Source organism: Caballeronia sp. GACF4 (assembly GCF_023631025.1).
In the GTDB taxonomy this organism is placed as follows: domain Bacteria; phylum Pseudomonadota; class Gammaproteobacteria; order Burkholderiales; family Burkholderiaceae; genus Caballeronia.
This window is the reverse complement of the sequence record NZ_JALQDW010000021.1, coordinates 106,114-131,721: the sequence shown is the minus strand read 5'-3', so window position 1 is coordinate 131,721 and position 25,608 is coordinate 106,114. Positions and strand designations below refer to the sequence as shown.

Annotated in this window: 20 protein-coding genes and 1 pseudogene; 13 read left to right on the top strand and 8 right to left on the bottom strand. The window is 58.6% G+C overall.

Features of this window, described 5'->3' with window-relative positions; all coding sequences use genetic code 11:
- Positions 1–18: 18 nt before the first annotated feature.
- The 7 genes from NCR40_RS21125 (at position 19) to NCR40_RS21095 (ending at position 10,025) form a co-directional block, all read left to right on the top strand.
- Positions 19–921: a LysR family transcriptional regulator gene (locus NCR40_RS21125; protein WP_250510556.1), complete on the top strand. Its 903-nt coding sequence runs from the start codon at positions 19–21 to the stop codon at positions 919–921.
- Between the two features lie 137 nt (positions 922–1,058).
- Positions 1,059–2,411, top strand: a complete 1,353-nt coding sequence (locus NCR40_RS21120) for an MFS transporter (protein ID WP_244831320.1) — start codon at positions 1,059–1,061, stop codon at positions 2,409–2,411.
- A gap of 19 nt (positions 2,412–2,430) precedes the next feature.
- Positions 2,431–3,471, top strand: coding sequence for an amidohydrolase family protein (locus NCR40_RS21115; protein WP_250510555.1), 1,041 nt, complete (start codon positions 2,431–2,433; stop codon positions 3,469–3,471).
- Complete coding sequence (locus NCR40_RS21110; protein ID WP_250467980.1) at positions 3,468–4,136, top strand: RraA family protein; 669 nt, start codon at positions 3,468–3,470, stop codon at positions 4,134–4,136. The genes NCR40_RS21115 and NCR40_RS21110 overlap by 4 nt, the downstream gene beginning before the upstream one ends.
- Before the next feature lie 73 nt (positions 4,137–4,209).
- Positions 4,210–4,857 carry a VC0807 family protein gene (locus NCR40_RS21105; RefSeq protein ID WP_250510554.1) on the top strand — a complete coding sequence of 216 codons (648 nt, stop codon included), beginning with the start codon at positions 4,210–4,212 and terminating at the stop codon, positions 4,855–4,857.
- 280 nt (positions 4,858–5,137) lie between these two features.
- Positions 5,138–9,088, top strand: coding sequence for a response regulator (locus NCR40_RS21100; protein ID WP_250510553.1), 3,951 nt, complete (start codon positions 5,138–5,140; stop codon positions 9,086–9,088).
- A 1-nt stretch (position 9,089) separates the two neighbouring features.
- The gene (locus tag NCR40_RS21095; RefSeq protein ID WP_250510552.1) at positions 9,090–10,025 is read left to right on the top strand and encodes a diguanylate cyclase domain-containing protein; all 936 of its coding nucleotides are present in this window, start codon (positions 9,090–9,092) and stop codon (positions 10,023–10,025) included.
- 15 nt (positions 10,026–10,040) lie between these two features.
- Here NCR40_RS21095 and NCR40_RS31645 read toward each other — a convergent pair whose 3' ends face one another.
- Complete coding sequence (locus NCR40_RS31645) at positions 10,041–10,871, bottom strand: response regulator (RefSeq protein ID WP_284507825.1); 831 nt, start codon at positions 10,869–10,871, stop codon at positions 10,041–10,043.
- 499 nt (positions 10,872–11,370) lie between these two features.
- Between NCR40_RS31645 and NCR40_RS21080 the strand changes: the two genes are divergently transcribed.
- The gene (locus NCR40_RS21080; RefSeq protein WP_250510551.1) at positions 11,371–12,756 is read left to right on the top strand and encodes a sigma-54 dependent transcriptional regulator; all 1,386 of its coding nucleotides are present in this window, start codon (positions 11,371–11,373) and stop codon (positions 12,754–12,756) included.
- 17 nt (positions 12,757–12,773) lie between these two features.
- On the opposite strand, the gene NCR40_RS21075 is transcribed toward NCR40_RS21080, so the two are convergent.
- Positions 12,774–13,961 carry an acyltransferase family protein gene (locus NCR40_RS21075; RefSeq protein ID WP_250467975.1) on the bottom strand — a complete coding sequence of 396 codons (1,188 nt, stop codon included), beginning with the start codon at positions 13,959–13,961 and terminating at the stop codon, positions 12,774–12,776.
- A gap of 734 nt (positions 13,962–14,695) precedes the next feature.
- On the opposite strand from NCR40_RS21075, the gene NCR40_RS21070 reads away from it, so the two are divergent.
- A complete protein-coding gene (locus tag NCR40_RS21070; RefSeq protein ID WP_284503899.1) occupies positions 14,696–15,595 on the top strand; it encodes a phytanoyl-CoA dioxygenase family protein in 900 nt (299 codons plus the stop codon).
- A 39-nt stretch (positions 15,596–15,634) separates the two neighbouring features.
- On the opposite strand, the gene NCR40_RS21065 is transcribed toward NCR40_RS21070, so the two are convergent.
- The 4 genes from NCR40_RS21065 to NCR40_RS21050 all read right to left on the bottom strand — a co-directional run bounded on the left by NCR40_RS21065 (position 15,635) and on the right by NCR40_RS21050 (position 19,816).
- Positions 15,635–16,813, bottom strand: a complete 1,179-nt coding sequence (locus tag NCR40_RS21065) for an alpha/beta hydrolase (RefSeq protein ID WP_250510550.1) — start codon at positions 16,811–16,813, stop codon at positions 15,635–15,637.
- A 65-nt stretch (positions 16,814–16,878) separates the two neighbouring features.
- Positions 16,879–18,234 (bottom strand): MFS transporter, encoded by a 1,356-nt coding sequence (locus NCR40_RS21060; protein WP_250510549.1) that lies wholly within the window; start codon positions 18,232–18,234, stop codon positions 16,879–16,881.
- Positions 18,235–18,269: 35 nt separating this feature from the next.
- Positions 18,270–19,148 (bottom strand): sugar phosphate isomerase/epimerase family protein, encoded by an 879-nt coding sequence (locus NCR40_RS21055; RefSeq protein WP_250510548.1) that lies wholly within the window; start codon positions 19,146–19,148, stop codon positions 18,270–18,272.
- Positions 19,073–19,816, bottom strand: coding sequence for an SDR family oxidoreductase (locus tag NCR40_RS21050; RefSeq protein WP_250510616.1), 744 nt, complete (start codon positions 19,814–19,816; stop codon positions 19,073–19,075). The genes NCR40_RS21055 and NCR40_RS21050 overlap by 76 nt, the downstream gene beginning before the upstream one ends.
- 112 nt (positions 19,817–19,928) lie before the next feature.
- On the opposite strand from NCR40_RS21050, the gene NCR40_RS21045 reads away from it, so the two are divergent.
- The 3 genes from NCR40_RS21045 to NCR40_RS21035 all read left to right on the top strand — a co-directional run bounded on the left by NCR40_RS21045 (position 19,929) and on the right by NCR40_RS21035 (position 22,227).
- Complete coding sequence (locus NCR40_RS21045) at positions 19,929–20,843, top strand: LysR family transcriptional regulator (protein ID WP_250510547.1); 915 nt, start codon at positions 19,929–19,931, stop codon at positions 20,841–20,843.
- Positions 20,844–20,931: 88 nt separating this feature from the next.
- Entirely contained in the window at positions 20,932–21,813 is an 882-nt protein-coding gene (locus tag NCR40_RS21040; protein ID WP_244831307.1) for an isocitrate lyase/PEP mutase family protein, read from the top strand.
- Between the two features lie 120 nt (positions 21,814–21,933).
- Positions 21,934–22,227, top strand: a complete 294-nt coding sequence (locus NCR40_RS21035) for a DUF1330 domain-containing protein (RefSeq protein ID WP_244831306.1) — start codon at positions 21,934–21,936, stop codon at positions 22,225–22,227.
- 59 nt (positions 22,228–22,286) lie between these two features.
- Here the strand turns inward: NCR40_RS21035 and NCR40_RS21030 are convergent, their stop codons facing one another.
- Positions 22,287–23,009, bottom strand: a complete 723-nt coding sequence (locus tag NCR40_RS21030) for a haloacid dehalogenase type II (RefSeq protein WP_250510546.1) — start codon at positions 23,007–23,009, stop codon at positions 22,287–22,289.
- A gap of 304 nt (positions 23,010–23,313) precedes the next feature.
- On the opposite strand from NCR40_RS21030, the pseudogene NCR40_RS21025 reads away from it, so the two are divergent.
- A pseudogene (locus NCR40_RS21025) lies at positions 23,314–24,689 on the top strand (GntT/GntP/DsdX family permease).
- 15 nt (positions 24,690–24,704) lie between these two features.
- Here the strand turns inward: NCR40_RS21025 and NCR40_RS21020 are convergent.
- Positions 24,705–25,577, bottom strand: a complete 873-nt coding sequence (locus tag NCR40_RS21020; RefSeq protein ID WP_244831303.1) for an isocitrate lyase/PEP mutase family protein — start codon at positions 25,575–25,577, stop codon at positions 24,705–24,707.
- Positions 25,578–25,608: the final 31 nt, after the last annotated feature.

Sequence of the window (25,608 nt, the reverse complement as noted above, 5' to 3'; positions counted from 1 at the left end):
CTGGGGAGCCTTTTTGCAATGAATCTACGGGGACTGCAATGCTTTATCGTGCTAGCTGAAGAACTGAACTTCAGCCGCGCGGCCGAGCGTTTGCATATCGCGCAGCCTGCGTTAAGCCAGCAGATTCGCGCGCTAGAGGAACGCCTTGGCAGTCAGCTCGTCGATCGTGGAAGCCGTCCCTTGCGGCTTACCGAAGCGGGCAGTTATTTTTATACCGAAGCGCGCCAGATTCTCGACCATTGCGAACAAGCGACGCAAGGCGTGCGGGCGATCGATGCCGGCACGCATGGTTGGCTCTCCGTCGGCTTTACGCGTTCGGCGATGTACAGCGTCTTGCCGCCCGCGTTGAAGGCCTTCCATGCGGCTTATCCGAAGGTCGAACTCAAGCTCTTCGAGATGCTCACCGAGGAGCAAGCCGATGCACTGCGCGATGCACGCATTCATATCGGCATTGGCAGACAAGCACCCGAACGTCCTGGCTGCACGAGACGCATCCTGCTGCATGAGCGCGTGATGGCGGTTCTGCCCGTCGATCATGCGTTCGCCGAACGTGATAGCGTGCGCGTGGATGACCTCGCGACATCGCCGCTCATTGTCTATCCGAAGCATCCGGCTGCGCAGTTTCCGCGCTTCATCGCCACGCTCTATCGCGACGCCGGCATCACGCCCATTGTCGGACATGAAGCCTACGAGATACAGACCGCGATTGCACTCGTGGCCGCGGGCCTTGGCGTAACGTATGTCGGTGAATCGGTGGCGCGGCATGGGCGCGCCGACGTCGTCTGCAAGCATCTCACGGGACCGGGCGCGAGTCAGATCACATCGTTGACAGCGAGCTTTCGTGAAGATGACAGCTCGCCGCATCTGCAAGCGTTTCTCGCTTGCCTGCCGAACGAAGCTCACGCTGACAGCGCGCTATAAGCTAAAACGCATAGAAGCATGCGCAATCCGTGTTGGACGGAGGACGGCTCACGTCCCTATCATGTCCCTTGCGCTCTGCAAACAGGAGCGCGGATTGCAAAGACGCCTGCATCGAGCAAGCGCGGCATGGAGACGACATGATTCAGCCAACGAACGCAGCAATAGCCACGAGCGATTCCCCTATAGCGAAAGCGACCATGGCCAAGGTGTATCGCCGCCTGATGCCGTTGCTCTTCGCGATGATGTTCTTCAACTATCTCGACCGCATCAACATCGGCTTTGCAGCGCTCGATATGAATCGCGCGCTGAACTTCAGTCCAGCGGTTTTCGGCTTTGCGGGCAGCGTGTTCTTCGTCGGCTACATGCTGCTCGAAGTGCCAAGCAACTTGCTCCTGCATAAGGTCGGCGCGCGACGCTGGCTTGCACGTATTCTGATCACATGGGGCGCGGTCGCGGCGGCCACTGCGTTCGTCTTCAACGATACGACCTTCTACACCGTACGCTTTCTGCTCGGCGTGATGGAAGCAGGTTTTTTGCCGGGCGTCGCCGTGTATTTGACCAAGTGGTTCCCCGAACGTTATCGGGCGCGTGCAGTGGGCGGCTATATCATCGCAGGCTCGTTTTCAGCGGTGCTGGGTGGACCGATCTCGACGACGCTCATGACCTACGGCAACGACATTCTCGGTCTGCAAGGCTGGCAGTGGATGTTCATTTGCGAAGGCGTGCCCGCCATTCTTCTCGGCATCATCACGTTGCGCGTGATGCAGGAACGTCCCGCCGATGCCGACTGGCTCACCGCTGAAGAAAAGCACTGGCTCGAAGGCACGCTCGAAACGGAACGCGCGGCGCTTGGTGGCAGCGGTCATGTTTCGATGTGGCGTGTAGCCGCCGATATTCGCGTGTGGAGCCTTGCATGTCTCTTCGGCTGCGCGCTCGTTGGCATCTATGGACTCTTTCTTTGGCTGCCGCAAATCGTGAAGAGCCTCGGCCATCTGTCGAATATCGAAGTGGGCTTTCTTTCTGCTGCACCTCCGCTCTTCGGCGTGCTCGGCACCTTTCTCATCAGCCGCAGTTCTGACCGCACGGGCGACCGCAAGAAGCATCTAGCCTTCGTCTATGGCATGAGCGCCGTCGCTATTGCAGGGAGCGCTTACGCGCCCTCGCCGATCATTGCTTATGCGCTTCTGTGCGTGACTGGCCTCTTCATCTATGCGGGCAATCCGTTGTTCTGGAGTCTTGCTGCCTCGTTTCGCACGGGTGCGGCAGGCGCGGCGACCATTGCGCTCATCAATACCATCGCGCAGTTTGGCGGTCTCGTGGGACCGTGGAGCATAGGGCTCGTGCGCAACGCAACGGGCAGCTTCAAGTTCGCGCTCGTCACCATCGCCGCGTTTCTCGTGGTCGCGACGATCATCGCGCTCGTGATGCGTGTACGTCCGCCAGAAGACGAAGCCAGTACCACGCCTCGCCGCGCCCAACAAACGCTTTAAACATCGCGAGACTCATTCCATGATCATCGATTGTCACGGTCACTACACCACGTCACCGCCAGAACACGAAGCCTGGCGTACGAAGCAGATCGGCGCGCTGAAGGACGGCGTGCCCGTGCCGCCTCGTCCATCGATCAGCGACGACCAGATACGCGAAACCATCCAAAACGGGCAATTACGCGTACAGGGCGGACGCGGTATAGACCTCACGATCTTCTCGCCGCGTGCGGCCGGCATGGGCCACCATCTCGGCGATGCAAGCGCCAACGAAGCATGGTCGAAGGAATGCAACGACCTCATTCATCGCGTGGTGTCGCTGTTCCCGCGGCAATTCATCGGCGTATGTCAGTTGCCTCAGGCACCGGGCGTCGATCCTGCAAATTGCATTGCCGAGTTGCGACGCTGTGTCGAAGAGATGGGCTTCATCGGCTGCAATCTCAATCCCGATCCTTCGGGCGGTCACTGGTCCGGTTTGCCGATGACCGACCGCCACTGGTATCCGCTCTACGAAGCGCTCGTCGAACTCGACGTGCCTGCGATGATTCACGTGTCGTCATCGTGCAATCCCAACTTTCATGCGACGGGCGCGCACTACATCAACGGCGATACCTCGGTGTTCATGCAGTTGCTGGCGGGTAATCTCTTCAAGGACTTTCCGACGCTGAAGTTCATCATTCCGCACGGCGGCGGCGCGGTGCCGTATCACTGGGGACGTTATCGCGGGCTGGCGCAAGACATGAAGCAGCCGCGTCTCGATGAGCATTTGCTCAACAACGTGTTCTTCGATACCTGCGTTTATCACCAGCCTGGCGCCGAGCTGCTTGCCAAGGTCATTCCGGCGAAGAACATCCTTTTCGCTTCGGAGACGATCGGCGCGGTGCAGGGTATCGATCCAGAAACGGGTCATCACTACGACGATACGCGCCGCTATATCGACGGCATTACATGGCTCGCGGATGAAGACCGGCAGCGTATCTTTGAGCACAACGCGCGCATTGTTTATGCGCGTCTCGATTCACAAATCGCACGTCAAAGCTCACGGCAAGGAGTCTCGCAATGAACGCCCCCGGATGGCGGCAGAATGAATCTGCCGCGCAGGCAAGTCCCGAAGTGCTCGCGGCATTGAAGTCGCTTGCGGTATCGCTTCTCTCCGACAGCATGGCTCGCAGTTCGGGCACGATAGGACTCACGCCTTATCATCGGCCAAACACGCTGGCGGGCACGGCTGTCACGGTGCGCACGCGGCCCGGCGACAATCTGATGATTCATCGCGCGTTCGACTTTTGCCGCCCCGGCGACGTTCTCGTGATCGACGGCGGCGGAGAACTCACGCAAGCGTTGATGGGCGACATCATGTCGAGCTATGCAGAGAGCATCGGCATTGTGGGCCTCGTCATCGACGGCGCGATCCGCGATGTCGCTTCATTGCGTTCGCGCGATTTTCCAGTGTATGCACGCGGCGTGACGCATCGTGGGCCTTATAAGAACGGACCCGGTGAGATCAACGTGCCGGTGACGGTGGGCGGCATGGTCGTGTATCCGGGCGATATCATCGTCGGCGATGAAGACGGCGTGCTCGCCATCGCACAAGCCGATGCAGCCGATGTGATCGAGCGCGCGCGTCAGACCGAGCAAAAAGAAGCACAGGCTTTGCGATCCATCGCTGAAGGCACGTTCGACCGAAGCTGGATTGCCGCGCAACTCGAACGGTCGATGAAGGGCTGAAGTAACCGGTCGCGATCTTCTATACTCGGGCTCAAGGCCGCGCCTCATCGCGAAGGCGTCACGTCATGAGTCCATGAAAAAGATCAAACCCGCACTAGCACTGGAACTCGTCGCCAACCTGCTGCTGCCGTGGGTTGCATATCGCCTCGCCCTGCCGCATTGGGGCAACGTCGGCGCGCTCTATGCGTCCGCCGCGCCACCACTTGCATGGAGCCTATTCGAGTTCACGCGCTCACGGCGCGTCGATGCGGTCTCCGCGCTGGTGCTGTTCGGCATTGCTCTCTCTATCGTTTTGCTCGCGCTCGGCGGTAGTCCGCGCATCCTGCTCGTGCGCGAATCGCTTGCGTCGGGCGCGACGGGCGTCGTATTTCTCGTGTCGATGCTGTTCGAGCGTCCACTGATCTTCTATCTCGCGCGCGCAACCGTCGCCCGCCAACAGAAAGGCGGTGCCGAGCGTTTCGAGGGTTACTGGCGCGACAGCGCAACGCTGCGCGACTCATTGCGACTCATGACGCTCGTCTGGGGCGTTGGACTGTCCATCGAAACGGCGTTGCGGTTCTGGTTAGCGTGGAACTGGCCCGTCGAACGCTACCTCGTCGTCTCGCCTTTCATCAGCTACGCAATCTATGGCGGTCTGCTCGCATGGACGTTCTGGTTTCGGGGACGACTCGTCAATCGGCAGCGTGGAGGCGATCCGTCGCGGGATGGCTTGCTTGGCTGAACGTGCTCGCGCCTGGCATTTTGCATGCCGAATGCAGCATGCCGGTACCATGCATGCTGCATGCAAAACACGATTCTTCCTTTTTACCGATGCCCGGACAAACCGCCATCAAGATTTTTCCTGTGGCTGCCGTAAACATGTCGGATAACCGCGCACGACCCCGTACACGCCAGGCCCGCCCCTCGACGGTCTCCTCCGAAATGGCACGATAAGATACGGCAGCGTTCAGAACAGAACCCCGGCCTGCGCCATTGGCACTCGCTTAAACGGAGATTCCGGCGTGTCCAGTCGCCAATCCCTCACTTTCAGGATGACGGCCTTCATCGTGGCCGTCTGTGTCCTGCTGATCGGTACCGACGTGTGGCGCAGCGTTGCCGCACGGCGCGTGCAGCTCGAAGAAATGACCACGGCCACGGCCAACCTCGCGCGCGCCATGGCGCAGCATGCAAACGACACCTTCAAGGAAGCCGATACCACGCTCATTGGCATGGTCGAACGTGTCGAGCAGGAAGGCACCGAACCGGCCGCGCTCGAACGGCTGCATCGCTCGCTCGTGACGCGGGTCGAACAGTTGCCTCAACTCAACGGTCTTTTCATCTACGACAAAAACGGCGCGTGGCTCGTCAACTCGCGCCCGGCGCTCAGCCAACGTTTCAACAATGCCGACCGCGAGTATTTTGAATACCATCGCACGCACACCGGGCGCGGGCCGCGTATCGGCTTGCCGGTGAAGAGCCGCTCGTCCGGCAAGTGGATCGTGCCGATATCTCGGCGCATCGATGCGCCCGACGGCAGCTTCGCGGGCGTGGCGCTCGCGACCATCGACGTGGCCTTCTTCTCGCGCTTCTACGACAGTCTCGACCTCGGCCAGGGCGGCGCGGCGGCGCTGGTTTCGAATGAGGGCGCGATGATCGTGCGCCGACCGTTCGAGGACCGTTTCGTCGGTAAGAGCATGGTCGACACGACGCTCTTTCGCATGCATCGCGCCGATAGCCGCTCAGGAAGCTTCATAACCAGTTCGTCGCAGGATGGCGTCACGCGTCTGAACAGTTACCGCGAGCTCGAGGATTACCCGCTTTTCGTGGCGGCGGCGCTCTCGCGTGACGAGATCATCGCGCCGTGGTGGCGCGACACGCTTTGGCACGCGGCGGTCACCGCATTGCTGGCACTTGCGCTCGCGCTGTTCGGCTTCAAGATCGTGCGGCAGATTACGAGCCGCATCAAGATCGAGCAGGAGCTCGCGCGCAGTCTTGCCACTACCCGAACCGTACTCGATACGGCGATCAACCCGATCATCACCGTCGACGAACGCGGCGCGATACGCTCGTTCAACACGGCGGGAGAGAAGGTCTTCGGCTATGCCGCGAGCGAACTGATCGGACAGAACATCCGCCTGCTCGTGCCGCCGGCCTGGCTCGAAACGTATAACGAATACACAACGCAATTCACTACGGGCACCGGCGTGCCCACGGCGAATGGCGAACTCGCCGGACTTCGCAAGGACGGCACGTCGTTCCCCGCTCATGTCTCCACGGGCGCGATGCAACTAGATGGCGCTTTGCATTTTGTATGCGTCATTACGGACATCTCGCGGCAAAAGAAGGAGCGCAGTGAACTCGCCGATGCGCGCGACCAGCTGTTGCTCGCGGCCGATATCGCCGAACTCGGTATCTGGTCATGGGACATCGTTACCGGGCGGCTGCACTGGACGCCGCGCATGTTCGAGATTTACGGCTATCCGCCCGAACTACTCGACCACGGATTGAATATCGAGCACTGGCAGCAGCGCATCCACCCGGACGATCGTGACGCGACGCTGCAAAGTCTGCAGGCGGCCATCGACGGAGCGCCTGTCGTCATGCCGCCCTTTCGCATCGTTCTGGCGAATGGCGCGATCCGGCGCATTCAGAGCGGACTGCGCATTCAACGCGATGCGAGCGGCCGCGCCGTCTCGATGACCGGCGTGAATTACGACGTCACCGATCAATACGAACTCGAATACCACCTGCGTCACGCGAAGGAACAGGCCGATGCAGCGAGCGCGGCCAAATCCACCTTCCTCGCCAACATGAGCCACGAGATCCGTACGCCGATGAATGCGGTCCTCGGCATGCTGCATCTGGTGCAACTGACTTCGCTCAATCGTCGTCAGCAAGACTACGTGAGCAAAGCCGAAACCGCGGCCAAGTCGCTCCTCAACCTGCTCAACGACATTCTCGATTATTCGAAGATCGAAGCAGGCAAGCTGCAACTCGACAGTCATCCGTTCGAGCCTGAAAAGCTGATGGAAGAACTCGGTGTCGTACTCTCCGGTAATCAAGGCACGAAGGACGTGGAAGTACTGTTCGACCTCGACCCGGAATTGCCCGACACGCTCTTGGGCGACGGCTTTCGCCTGCAGCAGGTGCTCATCAACCTTGCGGGCAACGCGCTCAAGTTCACGACGGCCGGGCAGATCGTCGTGAGCGTGCATGGCATCGAAGCGGTCAAAGACGCGTCGGTGCGCGTGCGCGTGGCGGTTAGCGATAGCGGCATCGGCATCAGCGCGCTTCAGCTCGAACGCATTTTCGAAGGCTTCACGCAAGCGGAAGCATCGACTACACGCCGTTTCGGCGGCTCCGGGCTCGGACTCGTGATCTGCAAACGGCTCGTCGCGATGATGGGCGGCGAACTGCAGGTAGAGAGCGAAGTGGGCGTGGGCAGCCGCTTCTGGTTCGATATTGAATTCGGCATTCAATCGGCGGTACACAAAATACAAACGGATGACATCGACTTCGATCATCCGGTGCGCCTCCTGATCGCCGACGACAACCCCATCGCGGGCGAAATCCTATTGCGCACGGTGCGCTCGCTGGGATGGCACGCCGATGTGGTCGAGAGCGGCATCGAAGCCGTGGAACGCATCGGCGATGCGGCACGCGACAACCAGCCTTACGACATCGCCCTGATGGACTGGCGCATGCCAGGGCTCGACGGTTTGAATGCCGCACGCCTGATCCACACGATGAAAGGCCGCGCCGCGCCGCCGCTCGTGTTGCTCGTCACCGCTTTCGGACGCGAAGTGCTGAGGGAAACGCAAGAAGGCGGCGCGCCGCCCTTCGCCGGCTTTTTGACCAAGCCGGTCACGCCCAAGCAACTCGTCGCCGCGATTCGCGTGGCAAGATCGAATGCAAACGACAAAGAGGCACCGCCTGTCCCGGCAAGCGCACCGCGCAAGCGGCGTCTCGCCGGACTCGAACTGCTCGTAGTCGAAGACAATGCGCTCAACCGGCAAGTCGCGGAAGGTTTGTTGCGCGCGGAAGGCGCCACCGTGACGCTTGCGGAAAGCGGACGTGAAGGCGTGCATGCCGTGCTCCAGGGCAACGCGCGCTTCGACGCCGTTCTGATGGACGTGCAGATGCCCGACCTCGATGGACTGGAAGCCACCCGACTGATACGTGCGGATGGCCGCTTCGGCGCGTTGCCGATCATCGCGATGACGGCGAATGCATCGAATGCGGATCGCGACACCTGTCTCGCTGCGGGCATGAACGATCACGTCGGCAAGCCGATCGATGTCGAGCGGCTGGTGGCAGTGCTCAGTGCACGAGCCGTCGTGGAAGACGCGGCATCGAGTCATGCGGAAGACGATGACATCGTCGAGCCATCCGCGTCGCTGCTCGCGCGATTCGGCGGCAATCATGATCTGATTCGTAACGCGATTGATGGCTTTGGACCACAGACCGCCAAGCATTTGACGCGGCTTGTTGCACGGCTTGCCGCGCGCGATGTTCAGGGCGTGGCATCGGTACTGCATACGCTTAAGGGTAGCGCGGGCACTGTTGGCGCATCGGCATTGGCGAAGCTCGCTGCGCGGCTCGAAAACGATCTCAAAGCCTCGGACGATACGGCGCGCGCGCTCGCCTCCATCGACGCACAACTCGCGCGCATGCAGCAGTTGCTTGCAACGAGCGTCGAGCGCCTCACGCAGGCATTCCCGCAAAGGCATGCAAGTACGCAAGAGAAGCCGCAAATACAGCCTCTTGCCGACGAAGACTGGCGCGCGCGCCTCAACGACATTGTTGCGTTGCTCGATTCATCGAATCTTCAAGCGATTGCAATGTCCGAGAGTTTGTGGCCGCAAGCGCCGGATGACCAGCGCGTTGCCTTTGAACAATTGCTTGCGCGTGTACGCGCTCTCGACTTTGAGCGCGCATCAAGACTTGCGCGCGACATGCTGGAGCAAAACTGATATGGAAGAGCTTGAGCAATGGCTCATGCATGTGCACCGTCGTCCCAAGCTTGTAATCGCGGACGATCAGCCTGTCAATATTCGCGTGCTGTATGAACTCTTTCGCGACACGTGCGACATCTTCATGGCGACGAGCGGCGCGCAAGCTATTCAAGTCGCGCAAAACGAACTGCCCGATTTGATTCTGCTCGATGTCGTGATGGACGATCTCGACGGACACGAAGTATGCCGCCGCCTCAAGTCCGATCCGTTGACGCGCGATACACCCATCATCTTCATCACCTCGCAGGATCACGAAGACGACGAAGTCAAAGCGCTCGAACTCGGCGCCGTTGATTTCATCACTAAGCCGATCAATCCTGTCATCACGCGAGCACGAGTGCGCACGCATCTGACGCTCAAGCTGCAAGGCGACCGCTTGCGCGCAAGCGCCCTGCTGGACGGTCTTACCGGTGTCGCTAATCGACGCAAGTTCGATGAAGACTTGCTTGCGGACTGGCGGCATTGCGCACGTGAGAATTCGCCGCTTTCGTTGATCCTGTTGGATGTGGATTACTTCAAGCGCTTCAACGATCACTATGGCCATCAGGCCGGCGATGCTTGTTTAAAGACGATTGCCAAGACTTTGGGGAAGAGTCTGCGCAGGCCCTATGACAAGCTTGCGCGCTATGGCGGCGAAGAGTTCGCGTGCCTCTTGCCGAATACGAATGTCGATGGTGCCAAACTGGTCGCGCAGAAGATGCTGGACGCCGTGCGTGCGTTGGCCATTGCGAATCGCCTTTCGGACGTCGATGAGCATGTGACCTTGTCGGCGGGTGTGGCCGCGGTTTTGCCATCGCGCGAACTGCTGACCTCCGCTGTGCTCATCAAGGCCGCAGACGACGCTCTTTACGAGGCAAAGCGCGCCGGACGTGCGCGCTTCGCTCTTGCACCTTAGAATAAATCGCAGCGATCACGCATCACGGCCTTCGCGCGAAGCCGCTGGAAACGAATGCACGCTCGCGCCGCCCGGCGATTCACGAAGCGCATTGATTTCCTCTTCGACTTTGCGCGCCGCCGTCAATGCGTTGAGCACGCGAGCCTGCAATACTGCGGGCTTTGCCGGCTTGGCGATGACATCCGCCGCACCGCTATCCAGCGTGCGCTGCTCGATTGCGACATCGCATGCTTCGACGAGTACGACTATCGGCACATGCGGATGCGAGGCTTCCAATTGGCTCAAAGTTTCGTCGATACCATTTTCGCAGCAACGTGAATCGAGCACGATCGCGGCGGGCGCATGGCGGCTTGCAAGAACCAGCGCGGATTCGCAATCGGCCACGATATCCAGCGCGCCGATCGCTTCGAGCGCGTCGCGATGCGCGTCGGCTGTATCGTCCGCGAGAATGCCCACGACATAGATGCTCGCTGCCTTGCGTTGAACCTGCGGCGTTGTGTCTGCGCTCACAGCTTGCGTCCGTGCTTCCGTGACTCGGCGGCGCAAGCGCAGTTGAGCACGCACACGTGCCTGCAGTCGTGCAGCAACCAGCGGCTTGATAACGTAGTCGGCCGCGCCCATGCGAAAAGCATCGACCTCTAACGCGGGCGCGTCATGACTCGTCACGAAGATGACGGGCACGTGTGCAAGCTTAGGGTCGCGCTTAAGAACCTCGCAAACGTCGAAGCCCGTCATGTTTGGCAGATTCGCGTCGAGCAAAATCAGGTCGGGGATCGATTGGCGAGCGAGCGTCAAGGCCGCTTCGCCTGTCATGGCAAAGCGCTGATCAGGAAATTCCGCAAGCATTTCGCCCACGATGCGAATCATGGCCGGATCGTCCTCGACGAATAGCAAACGCGGCTGGCGAGAGGATGCAAGGGTGCTGAGCTGATCCATTTTCTGACTGGTATTCATCGGGCGGGCACACTCCACGACGTTACGCCTTGCCTTCAAAAATTCTGGTGTCTGGCAGACGAGTTCATTTGAGAATACAAATTATCCGATATTTCCGCTAAGGCTCAAACCAGCGCTAAAAATTCGTTCACCCGATGCGGTCCCTGAAACCAGCAAGTAAAATGTACGGCGCGTTTTCAACGTTTGCCCTTGCTCCGACAGGGCCGATCGGCAGTGCGCAAGCGTACAGACACAGATCGCAAACCGCATCCGCAAATTTTTCTCTTTCGTTTTTAATCGATTTGTACAGATCAATGCAAACATTCAAAAACGCGTTATCGTTTGCGGGGCGTTTAAGCTCTTAGGAATAAAGCGCATACTATCGGCATATACAAATAAGATGAGAAAAGCCATGCACGGGGAAAACAGGACGCTTTATTATGCCGGGCGCACCGTATCGGAAGAACTTTCCGAGCGCTTGCATGCTCGCGGCTGGACGATCGAGCAAATCGATCCCGCCAAGCCACCTAAAGCCGCCCGTCATGGCAAGCGCGCTGCCGCCGGCATTGTCGACCTGACTAAACGCGGGCTCGCAAAAGATACGGCCGTTGTCGCCGAATTGCTTGCACTCTGCCAGATTGGCTGGGTTGCAACGGTCGACGCCGAGCATGTCGAGAATCCCGAGATCTGTCGGCTTATCCGCGACTTCTGCTTCGATTACGTGACCGTGCCTTCATCGGCGGATCGCATAGTCGATGCAGTCGGTCATGCGTATGGCATGGTCGCCTTGCACGATACGGCGAGCAGCGCGACCGGCAACGAATCGCGTAAGGACGATGGCAAGGAAGGCAGCATGGTCGGTTCATGTGACGCCATGCAGGCGCTTTATCGATCAATCCGTAAAGTCGCCATGACGGACGCACCGGTGTTCATTTCCGGCGAATCAGGCACCGGCAAGGAATTAACGGCGGTTGCAATTCATGAACGCTCGGTACGTCGCGATCAACCATTCGTCGCAATCAACTGCGGCGCCATACCACCGCATCTGCTTCAATCCGAATTGTTCGGCTACGAGCGCGGCGCATTTACGGGCGCAAATCAACGCAAGATCGGTCGTGTGGAAGCCGCGGATGGCGGTACGCTCTTTCTCGATGAAATCGGCGATCTGCCGCTCGAGAGTCAAGCGAGTCTCTTGCGCTTTCTTCAAGAACGCAAAATTGAACGTCTTGGCGGCCAGACCTCGACGGACGTGGATGTGCGCATCATTTCGGCCACGCACGTCGATATGCAAACCGCGATGATCGAAGGCCGTTTTCGCGCGGACTTATACCACCGTTTGTGCGTCTTGCAGATCGACGAGCCCCCTTTGCGCGTACGCGGCAAGGATATCGAACTGCTCGCCAATCATATGCTCGATCGCTATAGAAAAGATGCGAGCCGACGCTTGCGTGGCTTCTCGCCGTGCGCCATCGCGGCGCTTCACAATTACGGCTGGCCGGGCAATGTGCGTGAATTGATTAATCGCGTGCGTCGCGCCATTGTCATGGCGGAAGGACGTCAGATTCTCGCTAGCGATCTCGAACTCGGCGAATACGCCGAAGCTGCGCCGACGACGCTTGCGCAAGCACGCGAAGCCGCAGAGCGGCAAGCCATTGAAGTCGCACTCTTGCGTCATCGCGGCCGCTTGGGTGAAGCGGCCGATGAGTTGGGCATTTCGCGAGTCACGCTTTATCGTATGTTGACGGCTTATGGTCTGCGCGCTAAAGCAGATCGCACGCTTGAGGCATCGAGCGCTTAAGACGCACGAGGCGAAGACTAATTAAAGTGTCGGTCGAGCGCTGCCAGTAAGTGCTGCGAGAGTCGCGTCGCGCGGCCCTGAATCGCTCGATCCGATAATCTCGATAACGCATACGACGCCGCCAGCACCGCCGTCAGCGTGGCGCCGTATAGCGCCAAGGCTGTCTCGTTGCTTGTCTCCTTGAACCTTCCCTCAAAGAAATGGAAGGTCACGTAGACACAAATGAAATGCCAAAGATAAATTCCGTAGCTCTCACGGCCTAACGCGGCGGCACAGCGGCGGATCATCGACGGGCTTTGTGTCTTGCGCATGATAGGCGGCGTACTTGCTTTGTGCGCGCGGCGCGTGCAAACGAACAGCAGGAAAGCTACGGCGCTACATGCCGCGAATAACGGTGCGAGGGCATGAGCTTTAGCGAGCCATACGCCGAGCATCGCGGTCACGATGGCAAAGCCAAGCGCCAGCGAAGCGTAGAGGTACGACTTAAGTCGCGTCACTCTTTCGTTGCCCGTCAAGTGCGACCGAAAGGCATACCACGCCCACATGCCAACGATGAAGCACGGTCCCTGCACGGGCGGCCAGAAGTAACTGTACGAGTTGTTCGTCACATCGCAATCGAGCACGCCGTGGCATTCGCTCATCGATGTAATGGCAAAGGAAAGCGCCAGCAGTATTACGGTGGCGAGGAGCAGACGCTTGCGATTCATCGCCAGGAAAAACAATAGCGGTGCAATCAAGTAGAAGAGCATTTCGACGCCAATAGACCATCCTCCCGGGACCACGTTATTGATGGCCGTTGGCGAGAGCGCATGCAGGAAAAGCATGTTGAGGAGGATATCGACCGGGCCATGCACGCCGAGCACCCAAGCGTGTTCGTAACCGGAGCGCGTCGCCCCGTAACTGATAAGGCCGTAGATGACGATGGCCGCATAGTAAAGCGGAGCGATGCGAAAAAAGCGCTTGATGTAGAAGCGTAGCGCGACGTGGCGCGCGTCGACACATCGCGCATGGTCCATCTCGAGGGTCATGAAGATCGTGATTGCGCTGATGACGAAGAACAACTGCACGCCGTACTGCCCCATGTGCGTCAGCAGCGTCACCGCTCCCGGCAGATTGGGGAACTGAAACGATAGATGTACTGCGACAACCCCGACAATCGCGAGCGCACGACCAGCGTCGAGTGCGGCAACGCGTCCTTGCTGCATCGATATCCTCCTTGCATGCATAGCGGCCTTCACAGCCGCGAGGTGCGTGGACATAGATGACTTCAACGAGTTCCCTGATTTCTCCAGCGCGCGCAATTCGATACATGCCGAAACACCTTTGCGTAAATGTGGCCGGCGTCGTTGTTGACGGAAAACTGTTCGAGTTGAATATGTCTTAGCGGCATATCTGCGATTCGCAACAATATTAAAAAAAATGATCGAGATGACATGGCAATTAAATCGTTGCAACCGCTTAACAGTAAAACGTTTAAGCGGGAAATGTTGCTGGCTGATTGCCGCTCTCAGCCAGGCTTTGTCCGCCAATGCCGCTCGAATCCGCCAGATGGGTGCGTTGCAAGCGACTGTAACGCCCAACGAATGAAAGCATGATGTATGCTCCACCACGTAGACTAAGGTTGGCAGCTAGCACATTTGATGGACCTCGGCGCGATTGCTAGCGATTTCTTCAAGATTAGCGTCAATTTGGTATCGCTTGTTGTTCTCTCAGTAAGCGGCAGCGAACAAAGGTGAAAGCATCTTTCGCGTAAAGTTCAACCGTGTGCTGCGTGCTAAAGACTTCAAAAAAATCAAAGTCGGCAAGTTCAGCCAGACGTCGAGGGCCATGGGGGCGCTTTGTGCGAGACCGTACAGAACGCTGTTTTGTGTGCTGTTTCACTGTTGAAGCTTTATTCCAGTGATATGCATTTCTTTCTTTGAGCGGGGCGACAAGGGAGATGACATCGTTATCCCAAGCGCAATGCGAGGGCTTTTGGAAGGACGGATTTCTCCGTCTTGAGAAAGTTGCGGAGCATGCGGAGATTAAGACCTTGCGTACAATTGGCGACCGCCTGCTGCGCGAAAAGGCGGGATTCAAGCAAGGCATGCTGTTCGACTTTTATCCGGAAGGTGAGGGTCCGGACAAGCCTAAGCTCGCGCAATTGCATGGTCCGTCGCATTTCGAGCGAAGCCTCATGGAGAGCGAGTTGAATCGGCGCGTGCAACGTGTCGCCATGCAACTGCTCGGCCCCAAGGCACGCTTCGTGAGCGACAGCTTTTTTCATAAGCCCGCTCATACCGAGGCCGTGACACCCTGGCATCAGGATGAAGCATTCACCGACCCGCGCATCGAACATCGAGAGGTGAATTTCTGGTTCCCCTTGCAGCCGGTGTCGCTGACCAACGGGTGCATGCAGTTCATCGCCGGCTCGCATATTGGACCCGTGCTTCCGCATGGCCCCATTGGCGGCGATCCGAGCACGCATGGCCTTGAATGCGTCACGGGCTTCAATGCTGGCGAGGCGGTCGTTTGTCCGCTCGAACTCGGCGACTGCACCATTCATGCGGGACGTACGCTGCATTTCGCGGGTCCGAATCATTCGGATGCACCGCGCTATGCGTATTCGATGGTGTTTGGCTTGCCACGACGGGCATCGAAAGAAGTCCGCAGCTTTCCCTGGAACGACAATCGCCGTCTCTCACGGCAGGCGCGTGTGAACGACTCCAGGACGCGAGACAGCTTTTGGCCATATTTGTCCCGCAAGGTGCGCGAGTTCGACTACACGAATCCTTATGAATGGCGGCTCGGCGCCGAACGCGTAGCGCGTCTTATCAAGGGTAAGCGCACCGCCGGTTGAGAATTAGAAGCATCAGGGAAAGAGGACGCGTGCGGCAGTCTAAAAGCCGAACGCGTCCTGCCTGAGAAATCGCAGAATTCGGTTAGCCACCGTGACCGGCTGTTCTTGCTGCACCCAATGCCCGGCACCTTCAATCATATGCACCGCGCGGAAATTGCTGCATGCGCGCATGCGCATCGCTTCGTATTGGCCAGGTCGCTGATACATGCCCCAGTCGCTACTTCCAGCAATGAAACATGCAGGCACGTCTATCGTGCTGCCTGACCATGTCTTAAGCGCGGCCGTGTGAGCGTCGCTAGTCGCGCAGCGATACCAGTTAAGCCCGCCTTGAAAACCGGTGCGCGAATATTCTCCCGCATAGACGTCGAGATCGCGTTCCGGCATCCATGCGCATGATGCGATCTGCTCCTCCGAAGGCATATGCGGTGCGACCGTTTCATGCATGCTCTTATCTTTCTCCATCACATAGTAAGTCGGCAACGTAGCGAGTTCTTCCGCGCTCAACGCCGCTAAAGGATGAGGATGATTTTCCGGCCAGTCCGCACTCTTCACGTGAAAATAAGCGCGCAGAAATGCGGCCATGCCTTGCGGCGCGTGCCACATGTCTTCATTCGCATCGGCACCCGAGTAATACCATTGATAGTGCTTACGGGGCGGGTCGAGCGCGTCTAGCGCCGCCAAGACAGTGGCCATCTCGTTCAATGCCGTATCGCCCGCCTCATGCAGCGCATGTTCCGATGCGGTGCCAAATGGAAATGTCGGCGGCCCCGCAAACGGCGCGCTAAGCATGACCACCGACCTGAAGACATCCGGCCTGATCAACGCGCACCAAGCTGCTACGGGCGAACCAAAATCATGGCCGATGACCGCTGCCACGCTGTGATAGCCCAAGGCACTTATAAGCCCAAGCACGTCCCGCACGAGATTTGGAAAATTGAAGTCGTCGAGATCCGTATCGAACATAGCAGTCGCGCCCGTGGTACGCCCGTAGCCGCGCTGATCGGGCGCGACGACATGATAGCCGCCATTGGCAAGCGCCGGCATCACCTTGCGCCAGCTAAAAGCAAGCTCGGGAAAGCCATGCAAGAGCACGATGCATGGCCTGCCCGGCGTTTCGAAACCTGCTTCCAGCACGTGCATGGAGAGGCCATTGCCGTTGTCGATCAGGCGTGAGCGGATGCCATCGGGCAACGGCAGATCCTTCAACGTTTCGGTCATGCATGGCTCCTGTCGAGTTCGGAGCCATTATGCTTCATGCCGCGAGGGCTGCGTAGGCGTCAGCGCTAGAGGATCGAATTACGTTTGCCGAGCTGCTCGAGCGGAACGTCATAAGTCTCCCGCATAGAAAAGATGGACACTGCGGACAACAGACACACCAGCACCGCGAATGCAGCCGGCATGACCCACGACGCCGTACTGTATTTACCTATGAGCGCGGATTCCACTAGCGGCGCAAACCCGGCCACGGCGAAGCCAAACTGCGTGCCGATCGCCATGCCGGAAAGGCGGACTTGCGTCGGAAAGCCCTCCGCGTATGTCGCCGGCCACACTGCATTCGTGATGCTATAAGCGAAGCCGCCGAGCACTACTCCCGCTGCAAAGACGAGCGCATTGCTCCCCGTCGTGATCGACCACAAAAAGATCATGACGCTAACTGCGCACAGCAAGTTTCCCGCGATAAATACAGGTCGTCGGCCGATACGGTCGGATAGCGTGGCCCATAACGGAATGGTGAAGACCGCGATGAAGTTAGCGACGATAGCCGTCCACAGCATGACCGAAGTGCTGATGGGTTGCGCCTGTGCGCGCGAAAACGAAAGCGCAAACACGGCGAACGTCGTGCCTATAGACGCAATGAGCGCGGCAAAGAAAACCTGTAGCAACTCCTTGCGATAACCCGTAAGCAGCGTCTTGAGCGGCATATTCGGCACCTCGCCATGCGAGGCTTCGCTTTCGAAGGCGGGCGTCTCTTCGAGTCGGCTACGCACGATAAAGCCGACGATCACCACCGCCACACTCAACCAGAAAGGCAAGCGCCAGCCCCACGACAGCAATTGGTCTTCAGGTAACAAAGCCGCAAGCGGCAAGACTACAGCGGGCGCAAGCACCTGACCGCCCTGCGTCCCGCTTAAAGTCCAACTCGTGTAATAACCCCGACGATGCGCTGGCGCGTGCTCGAACGACATTGAATTCGCCCCGGCTTGTTCCCCTGCTGCGGAGATGCCCTGCAAGATTCGCATCAACACGAGTAGCGCAGGTGAGAGCAGTCCCGCGGTCTGATAAGTCGGCAAGCATCCCACTAAGAACGTCGAGAGCCCCATCAAGAGCAAGGTGCCGACCATCACGACCTTTCTGCCGAGCCTGTCACCGTAGTGGCCCATGAGGAACGAGCCTAAAGGACGTGCGGCATAAGCCACGCCAAAGGTCGCCATCGATGCAAGCGTCGCGGCGGTCATGTCGCCGGGCGGGAAGAATATCTTTGGAAAGACGAGCGCGGCGACAGTGCCGTAGATAAAGAAGTCGTAGTATTCGAGCGCGCTGCCGATCCACGCCGCGATTGCGGCCTTTCTGGCATGCTTGCCGCCTAGCACGCCCGATGATGTCGTCTCCGAGGTTCGACCAATCGTTTCTGTCGTCATATTGTCTCCGTGTTTTTTTATGGAAGTCGAAGCTTCTATCGTGTTACGCGAGCGCTCGTCTCAAGAAGGCTTTGACTAGCATGTTGTACGAGTATCGCGCGTTTAAGCGGATTGGTTTCGCGCTTAAGCGGCACTTCGACTGCTAGCGGAAGGTTATCGGGCAACACGGCAAGCAGCGCGCGTAAGGGCAACTCCCCTTCCCCGGGCAACAACCGATCTCCACGTGCCTCTGAAACGATGTCAGCGGGAGACGCCATTGGCGCATCACAAAGCTGAACGCTGCCGATGATTTGCGGATCAAGCGCCGCGACCTCTTCCACCGTTCCGCCTGAACGAATGAGATGAAGTGTGTCGATCAGAACAAACGCATTGGGCTTGCCAGAGGACAGCACGATATTCACAGCATCGGCTAGACGCGCGACAGGACGCCATAGCATGAACTCGACATCGAGCGACAAACCGAATGGCGCCGCGAGATCGCATAATGCGCTGAAGCGATCGATGACGCGTGCGCGGTCGGTATCGTCGATATTCACGCATGCACGGTGTGCTCCGAGTTCCGCGCCTGCCTCGAATGTGCTTTCATAGTCACCAATGGAAGTATTGGCCGCAAGAGTAATCACTTCGATATCGGTCACCTTCACGTCGAGCTCATGCAGCAAGCGCTTGGTCGAACGCAATTCAGATGACCTCGCAAGCAATGGATACTCGATACCGCCGTGCACGGGTGAGCAAAGACGAATGCTGATCGCTCGAAAGCCAGCGCTCGCCGCCAGTTCGATAAGATCTGGCGGGCCTACGTGCAGTACCGTGAGATGAGCGAGCGATAGGGGTTTCATCAATACGTTGCCCTTCCACCCGTCAAATCGAACGCCGCGCCGGTGGAAAACGAGCATTCCTCCGTGGCGAGCCATGTCACCATCGACGCAACTTCGTCTGGACGGCCCGCGCGTCCTAGCGGAATCTTGGCGAGCACGAAGTTGCGTGCATTCTCGGTCATGCCGCGCAGCATGTCGGATTCGATTGCCGCGGGCGTCACGCAGTTGACGCGAATCTCGGTATCCGCGAGCTCCTTGCCAAGCGACTTCGTCAATGCGATCACGCCTGCCTTCGACGCGCCATAAGCACCCTGGTTCGGGTTGCCCTCCTTGCCTCCGACCGACGACAGACTCACGATACGTCCATGCCGCGCGCGACGCAGGTAAGGAAGCACTTCGCGGCAACAAATAAAAACGCCCGTGAGATTGATGTCGAGTACGCGCCGCCATGCGTCGATCGAATAAGTCTCTACCGGACCGATATCTCCATTGATACCCGCAGCGTTGATCAACACATCGATCGATCCGAAGCGCTTGTGTGCTTCCTGCGCCGCGTTGGCTACACTGGCGGCATTCGTCACATCTACTTGAGAAGCGAACGCCGCGTGAGCCTGCTCGGCCTTGGAAAAGGCAGCCTCGCTGTCGATATCCCAAAGCACGACCTTGGCACCCGACGCAACGAAGCGCTCAGCAATCGCATATCCGATACCACCAGAGCCGCCGGTGATGACACATACACGGTCCTGCAAATCCAGTTTGTTCATGGTCCCTTTGCGATAGAAATCACTCGAACCGATACTAAGGACAAACGCTGGCTTTGTCGTATGCTGAATTTCCTTTAAGCTATAACTTTTAGTTAAGCTGCACGGCGAACCGATGCGCTTCAAACTCCGCCATATGGAAGTCTTTCGTGCGGTCATGCTCACAGGCTCCATCAACGCGGCAGCCAAGTTGCTCTACGTATCGCAGCCTGCAGTGAGCAAGCTCGTGTCTCACATCGAGACGACACTGGACCTGCGCCTGTTCGAGCGCTCCAAGAGCCGCCTCGTTCCCACGGCCGAGGCACATGCGTTATTCAGGGAAATCGAGCAGGTTTATCAGGCTGCCGTGCGCGTGGATGAATTCGCGCGCGCGCTTTCGCTAGGGCCGTCGAGCCTGTTGCGCGTCACTTGCAGTGCATCGCTCGCAATGAGCGTCGTGGCTCCCGCGCTCGTCGATATCAAGGCCAAGCTGCCTGCACTGACTGTAGGCTGGCAGACGACACTAATGGCGGACATGCCGATGGAAATCTTGAGCAAGGAAGCAGAGGTCGCCGTCGCCGCAATGCCGGTCACGCACGAACATCTGGAAAACGTTTCGTTCATGTACGGCAGCATGGTTTGCGCCTTGCCAAGGGGGCACAGACTTGAAGCGGCATCGGTCGTGTCGCTTGCCGATCTGGTAAGCGAACCCGTGGTGCTGTTCAAGCGAGACATTCCGTTTGGAACCGTGATCGCACAGACGTGCCAGCAAGCGGGCGTCGAACTCAAGTCGACAATCGACGTGATGCGCGCCGATCAGGCACTAGCGCTCGTCGAAGGCGGGCTAGGCGTGACCATCGTCGATGATTTCGCCACGGCAGGAACAGCTCTCACCATACGCCCGCTACGCGAACACATACATTTGACGGCAAGCTTCGTTTATTCGCGCTTTGCGCCGCCATCGCGCAACGCGGTTCTATTCATGCAGGCAGTCTATAAGAATGCGCAGCGCCTAGGCCGCGCCATTCCCGATGCGCGTGTCCCCGGTTAAGCGACGACGCGCTTGACGCCAAGCGCCAAACCGCTGCACGCTTTAACATGAACGAAACGCAAAAATCTCTTACTTACGGAATCAAGCCATGACCACGTCATCCTCTCGCCGCCGCGCCGCCTTTCGCGAACTGGTCAACGCGCGCCGCGCACTGCTGTTACCGGGCGCTTTCAACGCGATGAGCGCACGCGTGGCCGTCGACCTCGGCTTCGAAGCAATTTATATAACCGGCGCAGGCGTTACGAATATGTCGCTAGGACTGCCCGATCTTGGTTTCATCAGCCTCGCGGAAGTCGCGGAACATACCTCTCGCATTCGCGATGCCGTCGATGTTCCGCTCATCGTCGATGCGGATACCGGCTTCGGCAATGCACTCAATGTGCGCCACACCGTACGCACGCTCGAGCGCGCGGGCGCGGACGCCATTCAACTCGAAGATCAGGTGATGCCTAAGAAATGCGGCCATTTCGCGGGTAAGAACGTGGTCTCGACCAGCGAAATGGTCGGCAAGATCCACGCCGCGGTCGACGCACGCGAGGACGCGAATTTCCAGATCATTGCACGCACGGATGCCTGCGCGGTGGAAGGCTTCGACCGCGCCATAGAGCGGGCGCGCGCATTTGTCGAAGCCGGGGCCGACATTCTTTTCATCGAGGCCATCGAGACGCCAGAGCAAATTGCCTCGCTAACCGAACTCGTCGAAGCGCCGCAACTCATCAATCTCGTCATCGGCGGAAAGACGCCGGTAACAGCGCGAGAGGACCTCGAGCGCCTTGGCTTTAGCCTCGTCCTTTATGCCAACGCCGCGTTGCAAGGCGCCGTGCGTGGTATGCAGACGGCGTTGTCGGCACTAAAGACACAAGGCCGTCTCGATGAAGATCCAGGCGTAGTTGCACCTTTTTCGGAACGTCAGCGGCTCGTGAACAAGCCGCTGTACGACGAGCTGGACCGCAAATACGCAGCCGATTAAAGGCTGCTCTTAGCGCTCGCATGCCTCAAGCGAGAGTTTGCTATGCTGCCTTCGAACCGGACGAGTCGCACGTGACGAAGTCCGGCGCTCAATCACTCAGGTAACAAAACGGAGATAGAGATGGCAAAGGGATATTGGGTCAGCGCATACCGCAAGATCATCAACGCTGATCAGGCCGCGGAGTACGCGAAGCAGGCGACGGTTGCGATCAAGGAAGGCGGCGGACGCCCTCTCGCGCGCGGCGTGGCGTCGTTCATTCAGGGCGATGGCGTTAAGGAACGCACGGTAATCATCGAGTTCGACTCACTCGATGCTGCTAAAGCCGCTTACGACAGCAAGACCTATCAGGACGCGCTCGTTACGTTAGGCGATTCAGTGGAGCGTGATTTCCGCATTGTCGAAGGCGTTGAATAACGTCCTGCGCTTTGTTCGACAGGCGATGACGTTCCCTCGTCATCGCCTTGAGTCGCCATTCAAGCGCCGGCTGCATCGGCCAGTTCGTTCAAGTCGTTCACGATGAAGTCCCAATCGCTTTCTGCTTTGAGGTCTGTGGCTTGTCCCGCACCGTGCTCATAAGGCCGAGCGATAAATGCAGTCTTCAGACCGCACGCTCTTGCCGCGACGAGATCGCTATTATGGGCCGCCGCCATGCACACCTCTTCAGGCTTGAGCATGAGCGCATCGACCGCACGCAGATAAGCCTGCGGCGTTGGCTTATAAGCCTGCGCTGTTTCCGCGCCGAGAATCGCATCCCATGGCAGACCACCGTGTTTCGCCATGTCCACCATTAACTTGATATTGCCGTTCGATAACGGCGCAATGATGTAGCGCGTCTTGAGGCGCGCAAGTCCTTTTACGGAATCGGGCCAAGGGTCTAGACGATGCCACGCGAGATTCAACTCATCGAGCACATGCGTTGGAACGGCATCTTTGTCGATGCCGAATTCGGGCAACACGTCGTCCAGATTTTCTCGATGCAAGACATCCAGCCTTACGAACGGTCTTTCGCCACTGCGGACTTTCTGCATTGCGGGTGCATAGCGACTGCGCCATGCATCGGCAAACGCTTCCGGCGACGCGTTCGCTTGACCGAGAGCGTTTAGAAACGACGCAGCTTCCCGCGCTATGCCGCCGCGCCAGTCCACCACGGTACCGAAAACGTCGAATACGAAAGCCTTTACTAAGGGCTGGGTCACGAGACTTCTCCGTTGGCTTCAATTCTCAAAGCTAGTCTAGCAAGGCCACAGCTCCCTGCGCTTGGTTCTACCGCGTAAGACTGTTCGCAGTATGGCCAAAGCGCGTTAAATGACACTGTGACACTGCATTTTGTCGATTGCATGCATCATGCAAGACACCGAATGCAAAACGTGACGACGCCATATTTTGACCATCGCGAAAAAAAATGCTATTACGACGAGGCCTCGCGTCTGCTCAAGAGCGGACGAAAGCAAACCGTAAGCGCTCCGGCATGCCGCCGCCGCGCGCCAGCACAAAGTCACTGTGAACCCAACGACAACTCTTGCTTCGTGGTCAGCCCACGATACTCAGCTTCTGATCGCCTGCGCGCTCGGCCTTGCGGTCATCATCCTCTCAATCGGCGTTCTCAAGCTCGCGCCGTTCCTGTCTATCCTAGTGGGTACATTCGTTGCCGGTTTCGCTGCGCATCAACCGTTGGAAGCCATTGCGCAGGCCTTTAGCAAGGGTGCGGGAGCGTTGCTCGGCGATGTCGGCATCATCATCGCGCTCGGCGCCATGCTCGGTGCGCTGATGGCCGAGTCGGGGGCAGCGGATCGGTTGGTGACGACCCTGCTCGATCTTTCCACGCCCCGCAGTCTGCCGTGGATGATGGCGCTTGTCGCGATCATCGTGGGCCTGCCGCTCTTCTTCGAAGTGGGCCTTGTATGATGGTGCCGATCATCTTCGTGATGGCACGGCGCTCCAAGCAGCCGATCCTGCGCATCGCGATCCCCGCGCTCGCCGGCATGACGACTTTGCATGCATTATTACCGCCGCATCCAGGGCCGCTCATTGCCGTGAGCGCATTGCATGCAGATCTTGGACTGACGCTCGGGCTCGGTTTGATCGTCGCGCTGCCGGCCGTGATTCTGGCGGGTCCGCTCTACGGCATCTGGCTTTCGAAGCGCATGCACGTCGAAGAGCCAGAAGAGATGGGCATACTCTTTACCGAGCATGCGGATGGCGCAGCGACACCGGGCTTCGCAATCTCGCTTATCACGATACTTCTACCCGTCGTGATGATGCTCGGCCGCACTATCGCCAAGCTCGCGCTTACCAAGGACACGCTGCTTTACGACACGCTCGACTTCGTAGGCGAACCGTTGATTGCGCTTGCTCTAACGGTACTCTTCGCCATCGTGATGCTCGGTTGGTCGCGCGGCATGGCGCGCGATCGCGTAGGCGGCATCTTGCGCAAGAGCCTGCCGCCAATCGCGGCGCTTCTGCTCACCATCGGCGCAGGCGGTGGACTCAAGCAGACACTCGTCGCCGCAGGCATCAGCACGACCATCGGCAAGATCGCCGTGGGCGCGCATCTGCCGCTGGTCTTGCTTGCGTGGCTGATCGCAGTGGCGCTAAGGCAAGCCACCGGATCGGCAACAGTCGCCACGACGACGACAGCCGGTATCGTGGCGCCCGTGGTTAGCGGCTTGTCTGCCACGCACAACTCGTTGATGGCGCTTGCCATCGGCGCCGGCTCCGTGTTCTTCTGTCACGTCAACGACGCGGGCTTCTGGATGGTGCGCGAATATTTCGGCTTAACGCTCAAGCGCACCGTAGCCGTTTGGTCGGTCTTGCAGACCATCGTGTCGGTCGTCGGACTCGTGCTGACCCTCGCCTTGTGGGCGCTGCTCAACTAGCGATGTCTTTAATCTTTACGAGGTCGCAAAGTGCTTCTCGACTTCCATCGCTTTGTCGAGCCCAACAAAGCGGTTGTATTCCTCGAAGGTCGTGAGCCGGTCTGCAATGGCATCTGTCGTGCCTTCGCGCATGAAGTCGATCATGACTTCCTTGACAGCTTTATGCATGGCAAGCATCGACTCGATTGGGGCGAGGGTGTAATCGAAGCCTATTTCGTAGGCCTCTTTCATCGAGACGAACGGACTCTTTCCCGTTCGCGCCTGATTGAAAAGAATCGGCTTGCCTAACGGCTTGAGACGACGCGTGAGCTCGCGCATGTGTTCGAGGCTTTCGGGCGCATCGGCATAGAGGCCATCCGCGCCTGCTTCGGCGTAGGCTTCGAGCCGCGCGATCGCATCGTCGATTCCGGTTACTGCAATCGCATCCGTACGGGCCACGATGAAGAAGTCCGGATCGGTGCGCGCCTCGATCATTGCGCGCAACTTGAGCACCATCTCGTCTTTCGATACGAGCTGCTTGCCCGCATAGTGTCCACATTTCTTGGGCAATGCTTGATCCTCGAGATGCAGCACCGATGCGCCCGCTTCTTCCCATAGACGGATCGTGCGCTGCACGTCGAGGATGCCGCCGTAGCCCGTATCGGCATCCGCGAATATGGGCACCGTCGTCACGCGGCAAATGCGGCGGATATGCTCGAACATTTCCGTCTGCGAGAGTACGCCGATATCCGCCTGCCCTGCAATCACGCCGGATGCAACGAAACCGCTAACGTATAGCGACTTGGCGCCGGCCTGTTCCGCTAGCATCGCGGTCAACGCATCGTGCGCGCCCATGCAAACGAATGGGCCCTCTTTAAATAATTCGCGAAAACGGGCTGAACGGGTCAAGATGATTCTCCGGCAAGTTGAATGATGTCGA

Coding starts and splice junctions, on each gene's coding strand:
- NCR40_RS21110 (WP_250467980.1), top strand. CDS start 3,468: ATGAACGCCCCCGGATGGCGGCAGAATGAATCTGCCGCGCAGGCAAGT.
- NCR40_RS21035 (WP_244831306.1), top strand. CDS start 21,934: ATGGCAAAGGGATATTGGGTCAGCGCATACCGCAAGATCATCAACGCT.
- NCR40_RS21120 (WP_244831320.1), top strand. CDS start 1,059: ATGATTCAGCCAACGAACGCAGCAATAGCCACGAGCGATTCCCCTATA.
- NCR40_RS21045 (WP_250510547.1), top strand. CDS start 19,929: ATGCGCTTCAAACTCCGCCATATGGAAGTCTTTCGTGCGGTCATGCTC.
- NCR40_RS21080 (WP_250510551.1), top strand. CDS start 11,371: ATGCACGGGGAAAACAGGACGCTTTATTATGCCGGGCGCACCGTATCG.
- NCR40_RS21055 (WP_250510548.1), bottom strand. CDS start 19,148: ATGGCTCGCCACGGAGGAATGCTCGTTTTCCACCGGCGCGGCGTTCGA.
- NCR40_RS31645 (WP_284507825.1), bottom strand. CDS start 10,871: ATGCTTGCGGAATTTCCTGATCAGCGCTTTGCCATGACAGGCGAAGCG.
- NCR40_RS21105 (WP_250510554.1), top strand. CDS start 4,210: ATGAAAAAGATCAAACCCGCACTAGCACTGGAACTCGTCGCCAACCTG.
- NCR40_RS21050 (WP_250510616.1), bottom strand. CDS start 19,816: ATGAACAAACTGGATTTGCAGGACCGTGTATGTGTCATCACCGGCGGC.
- NCR40_RS21095 (WP_250510552.1), top strand. CDS start 9,090: ATGGAAGAGCTTGAGCAATGGCTCATGCATGTGCACCGTCGTCCCAAG.
- NCR40_RS21115 (WP_250510555.1), top strand. CDS start 2,431: ATGATCATCGATTGTCACGGTCACTACACCACGTCACCGCCAGAACAC.
- NCR40_RS21065 (WP_250510550.1), bottom strand. CDS start 16,813: ATGACCGAAACGTTGAAGGATCTGCCGTTGCCCGATGGCATCCGCTCA.
- NCR40_RS21075 (WP_250467975.1), bottom strand. CDS start 13,961: ATGCAGCAAGGACGCGTTGCCGCACTCGACGCTGGTCGTGCGCTCGCG.
- NCR40_RS21125 (WP_250510556.1), top strand. CDS start 19: ATGAATCTACGGGGACTGCAATGCTTTATCGTGCTAGCTGAAGAACTG.
- NCR40_RS21070 (WP_284503899.1), top strand. CDS start 14,696: ATGACATCGTTATCCCAAGCGCAATGCGAGGGCTTTTGGAAGGACGGA.
- NCR40_RS21040 (WP_244831307.1), top strand. CDS start 20,932: ATGACCACGTCATCCTCTCGCCGCCGCGCCGCCTTTCGCGAACTGGTC.
- NCR40_RS21060 (WP_250510549.1), bottom strand. CDS start 18,234: ATGACGACAGAAACGATTGGTCGAACCTCGGAGACGACATCATCGGGC.